The organism is Streptococcus suis (assembly GCF_016775005.1).
In the GTDB taxonomy this organism is placed as follows: Bacteria; Bacillota; Bacilli; order Lactobacillales; family Streptococcaceae; genus Streptococcus; species Streptococcus suivaginalis.
This window is the reverse complement of the sequence record NZ_JAEUXI010000002.1, coordinates 1-13,807: the sequence shown is the minus strand read 5'-3', so window position 1 is coordinate 13,807 and position 13,807 is coordinate 1. Positions and strand designations below refer to the sequence as shown.

14 protein-coding genes are annotated in these 13,807 nt (G+C 43.0%); 12 read left to right on the top strand and 2 right to left on the bottom strand.

Annotated elements, in window-relative coordinates:
• Positions 1-62 precede the first annotated feature (62 nt).
• The 9 genes from fmt (at position 63) to JNG37_RS02230 (ending at position 9,395) form a co-directional block, all read left to right on the top strand.
• On the top strand, positions 63-998 hold the full coding sequence (gene fmt, locus JNG37_RS02270) for a methionyl-tRNA formyltransferase (protein WP_158455600.1): 936 nt from the start codon (positions 63-65) through the stop codon (positions 996-998).
• On the top strand, positions 991-2,298 hold the full coding sequence (gene rsmB / locus JNG37_RS02265; protein ID WP_187321605.1) for a 16S rRNA (cytosine(967)-C(5))-methyltransferase RsmB: 1,308 nt from the start codon (positions 991-993) through the stop codon (positions 2,296-2,298). The genes fmt and rsmB overlap by 8 nt, the downstream gene beginning before the upstream one ends.
• A gap of 36 nt (positions 2,299-2,334) precedes the next feature.
• Entirely contained in the window at positions 2,335-3,072 is a 738-nt protein-coding gene (locus tag JNG37_RS02260) for a Stp1/IreP family PP2C-type Ser/Thr phosphatase (protein WP_158455596.1), read from the top strand.
• Positions 3,072-5,078 carry a Stk1 family PASTA domain-containing Ser/Thr kinase gene (gene pknB, locus JNG37_RS02255; RefSeq protein ID WP_158456066.1) on the top strand — a complete coding sequence of 669 codons (2,007 nt, stop codon included), beginning with the start codon at positions 3,072-3,074 and terminating at the stop codon, positions 5,076-5,078. The genes JNG37_RS02260 and pknB overlap by 1 nt, the downstream gene beginning before the upstream one ends.
• 152 nt (positions 5,079-5,230) lie before the next feature.
• Positions 5,231-5,926 (top strand): cell wall-active antibiotics response protein LiaF, encoded by a 696-nt coding sequence (liaF, locus tag JNG37_RS02250; RefSeq protein ID WP_158455594.1) that lies wholly within the window; start codon positions 5,231-5,233, stop codon positions 5,924-5,926.
• Entirely contained in the window at positions 5,926-6,927 is a 1,002-nt protein-coding gene (locus JNG37_RS02245) for a sensor histidine kinase (RefSeq protein ID WP_449276433.1), read from the top strand. The genes liaF and JNG37_RS02245 overlap by 1 nt, the downstream gene beginning before the upstream one ends.
• Positions 6,914-7,555, top strand: a complete 642-nt coding sequence (locus JNG37_RS02240; protein ID WP_158455590.1) for a response regulator transcription factor — start codon at positions 6,914-6,916, stop codon at positions 7,553-7,555. The genes JNG37_RS02245 and JNG37_RS02240 overlap by 14 nt, the downstream gene beginning before the upstream one ends.
• A 72-nt stretch (positions 7,556-7,627) precedes the next feature.
• Positions 7,628-9,028 (top strand): bifunctional Cof-type HAD-IIB family hydrolase/peptidylprolyl isomerase, encoded by a 1,401-nt coding sequence (locus JNG37_RS02235; RefSeq protein ID WP_158455588.1) that lies wholly within the window; start codon positions 7,628-7,630, stop codon positions 9,026-9,028.
• A gap of 1 nt (position 9,029) precedes the next feature.
• Complete coding sequence (locus JNG37_RS02230; protein ID WP_158455586.1) at positions 9,030-9,395, top strand: S1 RNA-binding domain-containing protein; 366 nt, start codon at positions 9,030-9,032, stop codon at positions 9,393-9,395.
• Between the two features lie 10 nt (positions 9,396-9,405).
• On the opposite strand, the gene cysK is transcribed toward JNG37_RS02230, so the two are convergent.
• Both cysK and JNG37_RS02220 read right to left on the bottom strand, forming a co-directional pair.
• Positions 9,406-10,332 (bottom strand): cysteine synthase A, encoded by a 927-nt coding sequence (gene cysK, locus JNG37_RS02225; RefSeq protein WP_158455584.1) that lies wholly within the window; start codon positions 10,330-10,332, stop codon positions 9,406-9,408.
• 88 nt (positions 10,333-10,420) lie between these two features.
• Positions 10,421-11,053, bottom strand: a complete 633-nt coding sequence (locus tag JNG37_RS02220; protein WP_158455582.1) for a YigZ family protein — start codon at positions 11,051-11,053, stop codon at positions 10,421-10,423.
• 36 nt (positions 11,054-11,089) lie between these two features.
• Between JNG37_RS02220 and JNG37_RS02215 the strand changes: the two genes are divergently transcribed.
• The 3 genes from JNG37_RS02215 to hpf all read left to right on the top strand — a co-directional run bounded on the left by JNG37_RS02215 (position 11,090) and on the right by hpf (position 13,672).
• Positions 11,090-12,415, top strand: coding sequence for a DEAD/DEAH box helicase (locus JNG37_RS02215; RefSeq protein ID WP_449276432.1), 1,326 nt, complete (start codon positions 11,090-11,092; stop codon positions 12,413-12,415).
• Positions 12,396-13,058, top strand: a complete 663-nt coding sequence (locus JNG37_RS10030; protein ID WP_187321615.1) for a ComF family protein — start codon at positions 12,396-12,398, stop codon at positions 13,056-13,058. The genes JNG37_RS02215 and JNG37_RS10030 overlap by 20 nt, the downstream gene beginning before the upstream one ends.
• A gap of 74 nt (positions 13,059-13,132) precedes the next feature.
• Positions 13,133-13,672 (top strand): ribosome hibernation-promoting factor, HPF/YfiA family, encoded by a 540-nt coding sequence (hpf, locus tag JNG37_RS02205; RefSeq protein WP_158455578.1) that lies wholly within the window; start codon positions 13,133-13,135, stop codon positions 13,670-13,672.
• The last annotated feature ends 135 nt before the right edge of the window (positions 13,673-13,807 follow it).

The following is a 13,807-nucleotide window of genomic DNA, read 5'->3' as shown; positions in this document are numbered from 1 at the left end:
GATTAAGGAAAAAATAAGCAAAAATGGTATAATTAAGGGATAGTAAGAGGAGAATGAATAGAATGACAAAAATTATTTTTATGGGAACGCCAGCCTTTGCTGCGACCGTATTGAAAGGAATTCTAGCTGATAGTCACTATGAGGTATTAGCTGTAGTGACTCAGCCAGATCGTGCAGTTGGTCGAAAAAAAGTAATTCAAATGACACCTGTGAAAGAGGTTGCATTAGCTTATGATTTACCAGTTTATCAACCGGAGAAATTATCAGGCAGTTCAGAGATGGAAGCGATTATGAGTCTAGGAGCGGATGGTATTGTCACAGCCGCTTTCGGACAATTCTTGCCTACAAGATTGCTCCATTCTGTTGATTTTGCAGTCAACGTTCATGCTTCGCTCTTGCCTAAATATCGTGGTGGCGCACCGATTCATTATGCCCTTATAAATGGTGATGAACGAGCGGGTGTCACTATTATGGAAATGGTCAAAGAGATGGATGCAGGCGATATGATTGCAGCTGATAGCATCGCCATCGAAGAGACGGATAATGTCGGCACTCTCTTTGAGAAACTAGCGGTAGTTGGTCGTGATTTATTGCTTTCCAGTCTGCCAGCCTATCTTGCAGGGAACCTGAGACCAGTCGCTCAAGATCCAAGTCAAGTCACCTTCTCGCCGAATATCCAGCCGGAAGAAGAGGTTTTGGATTGGTCCAAGACAGCTCGTCAGCTCTTCAACCAAGTTCGTGGCATGTATCCATGGCCGGTTGCCCATACTTACTGGAAGGGTGAGCGTTTTAAAATCCAAGAAGCAGTCGCTGTGGAAGGTGAAGGGCCTGCAGGTCAGGTTATCAGCCGCAACAAAAAGGAGTTAATCGTTGCAACTGGTCAGGGTGCTCTGTCGCTCTTGACTGTTCAACCCGCAGGCAAGCCTAAGATGACTGTTGCAGATTTTCTCAATGGTGCAGGGCGCGACCTAGCAGTAGGAGATCGTTTTGGTGAGTAAGAAAGAATCGGCTAGAAGCCTTGCTTTATCGGTTTTGGTAGAAGTCTTTGATAAGGGAGCCTATTCCAATATCGCCCTTCAGCAAGCTCTGTCTCAAGCTGAGTTATCAGACAAGGACAAGGGCCTGGTGACGGAGCTGGTTTACGGAAGTTTGTCTCGAAAAATTACCCTCGAATGGTACTTGGCTCATTTTATCGAAGACAGAGAAAAGTTGGATAGCTGGGTTTATTATCTACTCATGCTGAGTCTTTACCAATTGTGTTATTTGGACAAAATTCCTAACCATGCAGTCGTCAACGAAGCCGTCGAGTTAGCCAAAAGAGGCAAGGGAACGGATAAGTTTGTCAATGCGCTCTTGCGAAAAATTCTGGCTACGGATTTGCCAAATCCTGATACCATCAAGCGTAAGAACAAGCGCTATTCAGTCCTCTATTCCCTGCCTGTATGGTTGGTGACGAGATTGATTGAAGAGTATGGCGAAGAACGCGCGCAGGCAATATTTGCTAGCTTACTTGTCCGCAATAAGGCCAGCGTCCGTGTGACGGATTCCAGTTATTTTGAAACCCTACAAGTTTCCTTGGATGCAAAACCCTCTGCGATTTCACCAGTCGGCCTGGTCAAGGACCATGGACATTTTGCGGGGACGGATTATTTTCAACAAGGATTGCTGACCATCCAAGATGAATCCAGTCAGCTGGTTGCACCGACACTTGATTTACAGGGAGATGAGCAGGTCCTAGATGCTTGTGCAGCGCCTGGTGGAAAAACTTGTCATATGGCTTCTTATCTAACCAGTGGCCAAGTGACAGCCTTGGACCTGTATGACCATAAATTAAGGTTAATTGAAGAAAATGCTCAGCGACTAGGTCTTGCTGACCGTGTCCGCACGCAGAAGCTCGATGCCATGCAAGTTGCTGAAACATTTGGTCCAGATTGCTTCGACAAAATCCTAGTTGATGCGCCTTGTTCTGGTATTGGTTTGATTCGTCGGAAACCAGATATCCGTTATAATAAAGAAACGCAAGATTTTGCATCCCTACAGGCAGTTCAGTTGCAGATTCTGGATAGCGTTTGCCAAAGTCTTAAAAAAGGTGGTATAATGACCTATAGCACCTGTACTATTATAGCCAAGGAAAATCAGGAAGTGCTTCGAGCATTTTTAGAGGCTCATCCTAATTTTGAGCAGGTACCGCTTCATCATTCTCAAAAGGAATTGATGGTGGACGGATGCCTCTTGATAACCCCGGAACAATTTTTGACAGATGGCTTTTTCATCGGTCAAGTGAAAAGAATATCCTAATATGAGGAGGTTGCTGTACAACAGCAGAAAAGATATATGAAGATTAGTTTGTTAACAGATGTTGGTCAAAAAAGATCCAACAACCAAGATTACGTCAACCGTTATACTAACCGAGCTGGAGTTGACTTGATCCTCCTTGCAGATGGGATGGGTGGTCACCGCGCTGGGCATATTGCTAGCGAAATGACGGTTACAGACCTTGGAACTCTTTGGGTTGATTCCCATATCAATCACTTAAATGATGTGAGAGAATGGTTTGTCCAAGTTTTGGAAGAGGAAAACCAGAAGATTCACCAGTTAGGCTTGCAAGAAGAGTACAAAGGAATGGGAACAACCTTAGAAGCGGTAGTTGTTATTGAAAATCAGATGATTTATGCCCATATTGGCGATTCACGTATTGGACTTGTCCGTGGAGAAGAGTACCAACGCCTGACAAATGACCATTCTCTTGTAGGTGCCTTGGTACGCGCTGGTCAAATTACTGAAGAAGAGGCACAACGCCATCCTCAGAAAAACTTTGTGACCCAATCGATTGGGCAACAAGAACCAGTTGAGCCAGATATTGGACTCAAGACCTTGGAAATTGGTGACTATGTTGTCATTAACAGTGACGGCTTGACCAATATGGTTTCAACAGAAGATATTCGAGACATTGTACTTAGCGACGTTTCATTAGAGAGCAAGGCGGAGACACTGATTCGCTTTGCAAATAATGCAGGAGGTTTAGACAATATCACCGTAGCTCTTCTTCAGATTACGGAGGGTAGTTGGTAATGATTCAAATTGGTAAAATCTATGCTGGGCGGTATCGTATTGTCAAGCAGATTGGCCGAGGAGGAATGGCAGATGTCTATATGGCACGAGATTTGATCTTGGATGGGGAAGAAGTTGCTGTAAAAGTTCTTCGTACCAACTACCAGACAGATCAGATTGCTATCCAACGTTTCCAGCGGGAAGCACGTTCTATGGCTGAACTGGATCATCCCAATATTGTCCGTATTACTGACATTGGTGAAGAAGATGGGCAACAATACCTAGCAATGGAATATGTCAATGGACTGGATTTGAAAAAGTACATCAAGGATTTTGCTCCTTTGTCTAATGATGATGCGGTTCGAATTATGGGCCAGATTCTACTTGCTATGCGTATGGCGCATACCCGTGGTATTGTCCATCGTGACTTGAAGCCCCAAAACGTCTTGTTGACCGAAGACGGAACCGCTAAGGTAACGGATTTTGGGATTGCAGTTGCCTTCGCGGAAACCAGCTTGACCCAGACCAACTCCATGTTGGGCTCAGTTCACTACCTTTCTCCTGAACAGGCTAGAGGTTCGAAAGCAACCGTTCAAAGTGACATCTATGCCATGGGAATTATCCTCTTTGAGATGTTGACTGGTCGGATTCCTTATGATGGAGATAGTGCGGTTACTATTGCCCTCCAGCATTTCCAAAAGCCGTTGCCATCTGTTCGGGAAGAAAATCCAGCCGTACCACAGGCTTTGGAAAATGTTGTGATGAAGGCAACAGCGAAAAAACTATCCGATCGTTATAAGTCTGTGGCAGAGATGTATGCAGACTTGGCTTCAGCCCTTTCTTATGAACGCCGAAATGAAGCCAAAGTGATTTTGGATGATAATAAGGTTGATACAAAAACTCTACCAAAACTGGCTCAAGTCAATCCAGAAGCAACAACGCCGAGTAAAAAACAGGCTAAACAAGAAGCTAAGAAAGAAAAAGTTGCAGCCAAAAGCAAGCCAAAACCTGCTCCGCTTCCAAAAGCGCAGAAAAAACGTCGTGGTATGCGTACCCGTTACAAGGTCTTACTTGGTTCCATCTTTTTGATGCTAGCAGGATTTGTTGCCATCCTCTACAACACACCGGCAACAGTCCAAGTCCCAGACGTTACAGGTCAGACCTTGGAAGTTGCGAAAGAAAAAATTGAAACTGCAGGTCTCTTGGTTGGAAATGTAACCAGTGAGGCGTCGACGGAAATTCCAGAAGGCTCAGTGATTCGGACCAATCCAGCTGCCTATAGCTCAAAGCGAGAAGGGTCGACAGTTGATATTGTTGTGGCAGTTGAAGAGGCGATCAATATTCCGGATTTGGTTGGAAAAGATGCAGAGACTGCCCAGGCCGAACTAGAGAACCTAGGTTTTGAAGTTGTCCTGAAAGAAGATTATAGTGATACTGTTTCGGCAGGTAAGGTTATTAAAACCAGCCCAAATGCCAATACCTCTCATCAAAAAGGAACCACAGTAACTGTGATTGTTTCTAAAGGGGTAGAACCAGTCGACGTTCCAGATGTGACAGGAAAATCGCTATCGGAAGCGACCCAATTGCTCAAATCCGTAGGTTTGATTGTTGGGACGACGACAGAAGAATTTAGTGATCAAGTGGAGTCAGGCTATGTGATCAGCTCGAATCCAGTTGCAACAACGACCCTAGAAAAAGGCACAGCCGTTAACTTAGTTGTGTCAAAAGGTCAAGCAGCAGTGATGCCAGACTTTGGAATTTTACAAGTTAGCTATGCAGAGGCCAGAAGACAACTGCAAGCCCTGGGAGTTGATGTTACAACTATTGAAAAATTTGCTGACAATGCCTATACTTCTACGACAGGAGATTTGGTTGTCGGACAATCTCCGGGAGCAGGAGAGTCCATCACAGGGACTGTAACGCTCTATGTCACAGTTGCTTCGTCAACTAGTTCATCAACAAGCTCTACTGGAACAACAACTAGTACAAGTAGTTCGAGTTCAACATCTACTTCAAATAGCCAATAAAATATACATGAGGTTGGGGCAAGCCCAGCCTCACTTTTTATATAAGTTGTTCTTTCTAATGGGCAATACCAAGCTCTAACATTCAGCAATTCCATCTCAGGATGGATGACATTCAGTCGATTTTTGGTACAATAAGAAGGAAAGGGAAAACTATGCGCAAAGTTCAATTTTTTCTATTGGTAGAATCGATCATCTTTACCCTAGCCTTTTTTGACGTATTGGCTAGTCAACAAGCCCGCAGTTTGCTTTTTATTGCATTTATTATCTTGGGCTTGTGGTATCTTTTGGGGCGTCGGCAAGGAAATCTCCTCCTCTTAACAGGTATTTACTTGATTTTTCTGGTCTTTCTGCTCAATCCCTTCTTTATATTTGGGATTATTCTACTTATTGTTTACATTTTTTTCAATTTTTTCTCCCGTTACCAAAAACAAAACCAGTACACCCACTTGGTATTTGAAGATACGGCTTTGGCAGTCAAACGGGATAAAAATCACTGGTTTGGAAACCAAGATCATCACTATGATCAATTCGGTTACGAAGATATTAACATGATCCGACTCTTTGGGAATGATGTGATTGATCTGGATGAAACTGTCTTGACAGGGCGAGACAATATTTTTGTTGTTCGAAAAACTTTTGGAAAAACCAAGATTATCGTACCAATCGATGTGGAAGTTTCCCTGTCGGCATCCAGTATCTACGGCAGTGTTCGCTTTATGGGACAACCTCAGCTAGATTTGCGAAATGAAAATGTTTCCTTATCCAGTCCCAATTATTTGCAATCGCATAAGCGGATAAAAATCGTTGTCAATTCGATTTTGGGTGATGTGGAGGTGGTAAGCGTATGATGAAAGCAGGTCGTCTCCTCCTCTACGTTTGGTATGCTATCCTCTTGGTTCTTGTTGTATTGGCAGCTATTTTCCCCCTTCTAGAACACCCTCTCATGGATGTCACTTTTTGGGTTGAAACAGATCAACTTGTTTTCACCATTGTCATCCTCATCATCGTCCTGTCAATCTTTCTTTGGATTTTTGTTCAATCTTCGGTCTTGCTTGCAACCCGCTCCATGCGCCAAAAAATGAAGTTGATTTTGCAAAACAAACCCATTTTTTCGCAGGCGGAAGAAGAGGAGGAATTGGTAGCCCTGTCTGAAAAGGTCCGCATGTTGACTCGTCAAGTACAGCTAGTTGATAATTTGGATTTGGTGAAACGAGAGGAGATTGTTGAAGGGGAACGTAAACGGATTGCCCGAGAATTGCATGATACAGTCAGTCAAGAATTATTTGCGAGCTCCATGATACTATCAGGGATTGCAGGGAATTTGACCAGTATAGATGCGGCAACCCTGCAGACCCAGCTACTCTCGGTCAAGGAAATGCTGGAATCAGCTCAGAAAGATTTGCGCATCTTGCTCCTCCATTTACGCCCAAGTGAGTTGGACGGTCGTAATCTGGTAGACGGATTTGAACTGATTTTACGCGAAGTTGAAGATAAGAGTTCGATTCAAGTCCATTTTCAGCACCAGGTGGACCAATTACCCAAGGCGATTGAAGACCACCTCTTCCGCATTGCCCAAGAAATTATCAGCAACGCCCTTCGGCATGCCAAGGCCCAGCATTTGGATGTGTTTCTCATTCAGAAGGAAGCAGAGCTACAACTGAAAATTACAGATGATGGCATCGGAATGCAGGTAGAGCAAGAAGAAGAGGTCAGCTATGGGCTGAAAAATATTCAGGAACGAGTAGAAGATATGGCAGGAACTATCAAAATTCGGACAGCGCCTCAAAAAGGTGTCTCCATTGATATCCGTATTCCCTTATTGAAAGGAAAAGAACATGAAGAAGATTAGTGTGCTCTTGGTTGATGATCACCAGATGGTTAGACTTGGATTGAAAAGTTATCTCAATCTGCAAGCCAATGTAGAAGTGATTGCAGAAGCTGAAGATGGACAAGAAGGACTGGAAAAAGCCCTGAGCCTTCGTCCAGATGTTATTTTGATGGATTTGGTCATGCCCAAGATGACTGGAGTGGAAGCGACACTTGAGATTCTTTCTCAGTGGAAGGAAGCCAAAATTGTAATCCTGACGTCTTACCTAGACAACGCCAAGATCTATCCAGTCCTAGAAGCTGGGGCAAGAGGCTACATGTTGAAAACATCGAGTGCAGATGAGATATTGCGGGCGATTGAAAAAGTAGCAGACGGTCAATTTGCAATTGAAACGGAAGTAGAGAAGAAAGTTGAAGATCAAAAACGCCATCCAAATCTCCATGATGATCTGACTGCGCGTGAGCGGGAAATTCTATCTTTATTAGCCAAGGGTTACGATAATCAGCGCATAGCCGATGAATCCTTTATCTCCCTCAAAACCGTTAAAACCCATGTTTCCAATATCCTTTCAAAATTGGAAGTTAGTGACCGGACGCAAGCAGTAGTTTATGCCTTTCAACATGGGCTAGTAGCGCAAGACGCAGAATAGTGGTATAATGGGAAAATATGATAATTTTCCCATTTTTTGGTCAAATAAAGACCCTTGAAAGGACGGAAACAGATGGATGCAAAATTAAAATACAGAGCAAAAAAGATTAAAATTGTTTTCTTCGATATTGATGACACCTTGCGCATCAAAGATACAGGCTACATGCCTGAGTCGATTCGACAGGTGTTTGCTTCTTTGAAGAAAAAGGGGATTCTGACTGGAATTGCTTCTGGTCGTGCCATTTACGGGCTGGTTCCTGAAATCAAGGCATTGGAACCTGATTATTTTGCTATGATCAATGGTTCCTACGTTGTAGATGCCAAAGGGAATTTTCTTCGTAAGGCAGTCATGTCCAAAGAACTGATTCAAGAAGCCTTGGATTGGATGGCAAGTCAAGGAGTCGATTACGGTATGATGGGTGGCGAGTCAGCTGCCATTTCTACACGGGATCAGCGAATTAGCGCTGCCATTGATCCAATTTATGAAAACCTCCCAACGGATCCTGATTTTTACAAGGAAGAGGATGTCTATCAACTGATTACCTTTGAACAAACTGGTAAGGAAGTTCAATTGCCTGAGAACCTACAAGACCGTTTGCGAAGTGTGCGTTGGCATGAGATTTCATCTGATATCGTCTTGCAGTCAGCTTCAAAAGCGGCAGGCGTTGCAGCTGTTGTTGAAAAATTAGGCTTGAAACCAGAAAATGTCCTTGTTTTCGGTGATGGGCTAAACGATTTGGAAGTCTTTGATTATGCAGGTATCAGTATTGCAATGGGACATTCGCATCCTGAGTTGCAGAAAAAAGCAGATTATATTACAAAAAAAGTAGAAGAAGATGGCATCTTTGATGCCTTGGAGAAATTAGGAATGGTTGAGAAAGAAAGAACATATCCCCAATTAAATCTGGCATCAGTAGAAGGACCGGTTGCGACGATTCATACCAATCATGGTGACTTGCGAATCCAGCTCTTCCCAGAACAAGCACCTAAGACAGTTGCAAACTTTGTAGCCCTTGCCAAGGATGGATACTATGATGGAGTCATCTTCCACCGTATCATCCAAGATTTTATGATTCAAGGAGGTGACCCGACCGGAACAGGTATGGGTGGTGAGTCCATCTACGGGGAATCATTTGAAGATGAATTTTCAATGGAAGTCTACAACCTCCGTGGAGCCCTATCAATGGCAAATGCTGGACCAAATACAAACGGCAGCCAATTCTTTATTGTACAGGCTGACAAAGCACCATACGCCAAAAAAGAATTAGAACGTGGTGGTTGGCCTGCGGAAATTGCAGCAGCCTATGCCGAACAGGGCGGGACTCCGCATTTGGACCAACGCCATACTGTTTTTGGCCACCTTGTTGACCAAGCATCATTTGAGGTTTTGGATGCAATTGCAAGTGTAGAAACTGGTTCGATGGATAAACCAGTGGAAGATGTAGTCATTCTTGGAGTTGAAATCGAGGATTAATATGAAAATCGGAGACAAAATAGCAGGCAAGGTGACAGGCATTCAACCCTATGGCGCTTTTGTCGAATTAGAAGATGGGACAAGCGGTTTGATCCACATTTCAGAAATTAAGACTGGGTTTGTCGATAATATCTATGAACAAGTCTCCTTGGGTCAAGAAGTATTGGTACAGGTAGTGGACTTAGATGAGTACACGGGTAAGGCAAGTCTTTCCATCCGAACACTGGAAGAGGAAAAACAGAAAATTCCACGCCATCATCGGTTCACCAGTGACCGTCATAAGACAGGTTTTGCTCCCTTGGGGCAAGCCCTGCCTGGCTGGGTCAAAGAATCAGTTGCATTTTTAAAAGAAAAAAAGAAGGCGTGACCTTCTTTTTTTATGCTTCGAAATCATAGAGTGCTGTTGAAAGATAGCGCTCACCGTTATCAGCCAAAATAGCTAATACTTTTTTGCCTGCACCCAATTCTTTTGCGACTTCAATTGCTGCATGGATGGCTGCACCTGAAGAAATACCTACCAAGAACCCTTCCTGGCCACCGATTGCACGTCCTGTTGCAAGTGCATCGTCAGACTTGACGCGAATGATGCCATCGTAAGCGGTTGTGTCTAAGGTATCCGGGATAAAGCCGGCTGAAATTCCTTGGATTTTGTGTGGTCCAGGCGCTTCCCCAGAGAGTACGGCAGATTCATCCGCTTCAACTGCGTAGATTGCAATATCTGGATTTGCTACCTTCAAAACATGGGAAACGCCAGAGACAGTTCCACCAGTACCAACACCAGAAACGAAAGCATCTAGGCCGGTTGGACCAAAGTCTTTCAAAATTTCTTGCCCTGTTGTATCCTCGTGAACTTTTGGATTGGATGGATTAGCGAATTGGAAAGGCACCCAGCCATTTTGTTCTTCAGCAATCTCTTTTGCTTTCGCGATAGCTCCCTTCATCCCTTCGCTCCCTGGTGTAAGAACCAACTCCGCACCGTAGGCTTGGATGATTTTTCGGCGTTCCACACTCATAGTTTCAGGCATGACGATGATTACCTTGTAGCCTTTGGCAGCCCCTACCCAAGCCAAACCGATACCAGTATTGCCGCTGGTAGGTTCCACGATGGTGTCACCAGGTTTGATGATCCCAGCTTTTTCAGCATCTTCAATCATAGCTAAAGCGATACGGTCTTTAACTGATGAGCCAGGGTTGAATGCTTCCAGCTTTACATAGACCTCAGCAGCGTCTTCAGGTACTAGGGAGTTGAGTTTGATGATTGGGGTGTTTCCGACTAATTGGGTAATTGATTGATAAATGGCCATAGGGCACCTCCGCTTGAATTTGCTTCTATTATAAGAAGAAATTTAGCTCATGTAAAATATAAAAAAGCTATCACTTTGATAGCTTTTTTTAATGAATCGGAATTTCAACCACCCTAGACTCAGCTACTTGACCAATAACTTTACCATGATAAAATTCGGTTAAGCTAGCAAGGACAGGCTCAACTGCTTGCTTATCAACGAAGATGAGGGTGTCTACACCTGTATTAAATTGGGTATCGAACTCTTCTAGTTGCCATTCCGCTCGCCAGTTAGCAAATTCTTGGTATTGAGCATAGGTTAAAGAAATAGCAATTCCTTCCTGCTCCTTGACCTCAACCATCCCGATTTCTTTGACCGCCTTTGCCACAGCTCCAGCGTATGCACGAATAAGACCTCCTGCTCCCAGTTTGATACCACCAAAATAGCGGGTCACCACCGCCACCACATTGGTCAGCTGGTGGTTTTCTAAAACTGTCAGCATCGGAACGCCAGCTGTACCAGATGGTTCACCATCATCTGAGGTCCGCTTGATGGTCATATTTTCCCCTAAGACAAAAGCAGAGCAGTTATGGTTAGCCTTGTAATGTTCTTTTTTTATTGAATTGATAAACTCTCTCGCCTCTTCTTCACTAGTGACACGTTTCATAAAACAAATAAAGCGAGATTTTTTAATTTCCTCTTCAACAATTCCGTCGGCTTTGATAGTTTTAAATTCTTTCATACAAAAATTGTACGATTTTTTTTCTATCTTGACAAGATGGATTACGAATCAATAAGTATGAGAGATGAAAACAAGTATGGAAAATGGTTCACGCAAGATCAATTAACAAGAGAAGAAATCGCCCTAGCAAGAAAACTAGAGCAAAATACTAGTCCAAAGACATGTCAGCGATGTGGAACCGACTATGAAGAGATAGGTCGATTGCCAAATCAGACCTATTATTGTAGAGCGTGCATCTTGTTGGGAAGGCTACGTTCTGATCAGGCCTTGTATTATTTTCCGCAAAAAAGATTTCCTGAACAATCCTACCTAAACTGGCAAGGACAATTGTCCCCTTGGCAGGAAAAGATTTCAACTGCCCTTCAAAAACAAGTTGGAGATGGACGGGCCTGTCTGGTACATGCGGTTACAGGAGCAGGAAAGACAGAGATGATTTACCAGACCATCGACACTATTCTGAAACAGGGTGGGACGGTTTGTTTAGCCAGCCCGCGCGTGGATGTTTGCATCGAACTTTACCAACGGCTTCAAAAAGACTTTACTTGTCCGATTAGCCTTTTGCATGGAGAATCAGCAGACTATTTTCGAACACCCTTAGTCATTGCTACCACACATCAATTGCTAAAATTTTACCAGGCTTTTGATTTATTGATAATCGATGAAGTTGATGCCTTTCCCTATGTAGATAACCCCATTCTTTACCAGGCGGTTGACAATGCGCTCAAAGAAAATGGGGTAAGAGTATTTTTGACGGCAACTGCAACAGATCGGCTTGACAAGATGGTCAGAAATGGCCAACTGGAACGGCTTAGTTTGCCAAGAAGATTTCATGGGAATCCCTTGGTTATCCCGACACCGATTTGGCTCGGTAGCCTTGAAGCTTCTATTAAAAAGACTTGCCTACCAACTAAACTGATGAAAGCTATCTTGATGCAACAGGCGACAGGATTTCCTTTGCTATTGTTTGTTGCTGAGATTGAAAGAGGCCGACAGGTTCAGGAAATCCTTGAGAAGGAGTTTGGAAAAGGGAGTGTAGGCTGTGTTTCTAGTCAAACTAGTGACCGGCTAGACCAAGTCCAAGCCTTTCGAGAGGGAAAGATTACTATTCTTATCTCTACTACCATTCTCGAAAGAGGAGTCACCTTTCCAGGGGTAGATGTTTTCGTATTAGAATCCCATCATCAGTTGTTTACAAAATCCAGTCTCGTCCAAATTTCAGGAAGAGTTGGGCGTAGTATGGATAGGCCAGATGGACTATTGTACTTTTTTCACAATGGAAAAACAAAGGCCATGCAATCAGCAATAAAAGAGATTCGAGAAATGAATAAGGAGGCTAAAGATGATCAACTGCCTTCTCTGTGATCAACCTATTTCGACAAAAGAAAGTTTTTCAAACATCTTTAGTTTTTCCAAGAGCCAGGCAAGAACTTGTCAAGTATGCAAGGCGCAATTTGAGAAAATTGGGCAAAAGCATTGTCCAAGTTGTTACAAATACGATGAGGATAAAGAATGCGAAGATTGTTTACATTGGCGAAAGCAAGGTTTACCCGCGGATCATTTGGCACTTTTTCAGTACAACCAAGCAATGGCCAGCTATTTTTCACGCTACAAGTTTTTTGGTGATTATGCTTTAAGGAAAGTTTTTGCTTCAGAACTTAAACTAATGGGTAAGGAATGGAAGGATTGGCAGTTGGTCCCCATTCCCCTCAGTCAAAAAAGTCTTGAAGAAAGGGGATTTAATCAAGTCGAGGCCTTGCTAGAGGAAGCCGGTTTATCCTATTGCAACTTATTAGAAAAGAAGGAGACGGTCAAACAATCCAGTCTCAGTCGAAAGGAACGACTCGAAACGCAACAACCGTTTTGCTTAATCTCAGAAAAAGTACCAGCAGAAAAGATTCTTTTAATTGATGATATCTATACGACAGGCCAGACCATTCAACACGCTAGGAAAATACTTTTGAAAGCAGGAGCGAAAACAGTCAAGAGTTTTTCAATTGCCCGTTAGGAAACGCTTGCATTTTTAGAAAAAAATGATATAATAATAGTGAAGAAAGGCAATAGCCTAGAAAGAGGTACAATATGATTAAATATAGTATTCGTGGAGAAAACCTTGAAGTTACAGATGCCTTGAAAGACTACGTAGAAGACAAAGTCGCAAAAATTGAAAAATATTTCAATGAAGACCAAGAACTAGATGCGAAAGTCAACTTGAAAGTATACCGTGACAAGCGTGCAAAAGTAGAAGTTACTATTCTATTAGGCAGCATTACATTGCGTGCAGAAGATGTATCTCAAGAAATGTATGGCTCAATTGACCTAGTTGTTGATAAGATTGAACGCCAAATTCGTCGTAACAAGACAAAAATTGAGCGCAAACATCGTCAAAAGATTTCAACAAGCCAAGTCTTCTCAGATGAATTTACAGACCAAGAAGTAGAAGAAGTAAAAGTAGTACGTACCAAGCAGATTGACTTGAAACCAATGGATTTGGAAGAAGCAATTTTACAGTTAGAATTACTTGGGCATGACTTCTTTATCTACACAGATGCAAATGACGGCACTACAAATCTTCTATATAAAAGAGAAGATGGTGACCTAGGGTTGCTTGAAGTAAAATAAAGCAGATGAGACAGGTTTCATACCTGTCTCAATTTTTTTTAAAAAAGTTTCAAAAAGATATTGACAAAGGTAGGTTAAGGTGATAGAATAATGGAGTTGTCTCGAGCGATCAGTTAACAGTGAAGAAACGAAATA

What these genes read in the sequence shown, in the direction of transcription:
- fmt (WP_158455600.1), top strand. Translation starts at nt 63, where the DNA reads ATGACAAAAATTATTTTTATGGGAACGCCAGCCTTTGCTGCGACCGTA.
- JNG37_RS02260 (WP_158455596.1), top strand. Translation starts at nt 2,335, where the DNA reads ATGAAGATTAGTTTGTTAACAGATGTTGGTCAAAAAAGATCCAACAAC.
- pknB (WP_158456066.1), top strand. Translation starts at nt 3,072, where the DNA reads ATGATTCAAATTGGTAAAATCTATGCTGGGCGGTATCGTATTGTCAAG.
- liaF (WP_158455594.1), top strand. Translation starts at nt 5,231, where the DNA reads ATGCGCAAAGTTCAATTTTTTCTATTGGTAGAATCGATCATCTTTACC.
- JNG37_RS02245 (WP_449276433.1), top strand. Translation starts at nt 5,926, where the DNA reads ATGAAAGCAGGTCGTCTCCTCCTCTACGTTTGGTATGCTATCCTCTTG.
- JNG37_RS02240 (WP_158455590.1), top strand. Translation starts at nt 6,914, where the DNA reads ATGAAGAAGATTAGTGTGCTCTTGGTTGATGATCACCAGATGGTTAGA.
- JNG37_RS02235 (WP_158455588.1), top strand. Translation starts at nt 7,628, where the DNA reads ATGGATGCAAAATTAAAATACAGAGCAAAAAAGATTAAAATTGTTTTC.
- JNG37_RS02230 (WP_158455586.1), top strand. Translation starts at nt 9,030, where the DNA reads ATGAAAATCGGAGACAAAATAGCAGGCAAGGTGACAGGCATTCAACCC.
- cysK (WP_158455584.1), bottom strand. Translation starts at nt 10,332, where the DNA reads ATGGCCATTTATCAATCAATTACCCAATTAGTCGGAAACACCCCAATC.
- JNG37_RS02220 (WP_158455582.1), bottom strand. Translation starts at nt 11,053, where the DNA reads ATGAAAGAATTTAAAACTATCAAAGCCGACGGAATTGTTGAAGAGGAA.
- JNG37_RS02215 (WP_449276432.1), top strand. Translation starts at nt 11,090, where the DNA reads ATGGATTACGAATCAATAAGTATGAGAGATGAAAACAAGTATGGAAAA.
- hpf (WP_158455578.1), top strand. Translation starts at nt 13,133, where the DNA reads ATGATTAAATATAGTATTCGTGGAGAAAACCTTGAAGTTACAGATGCC.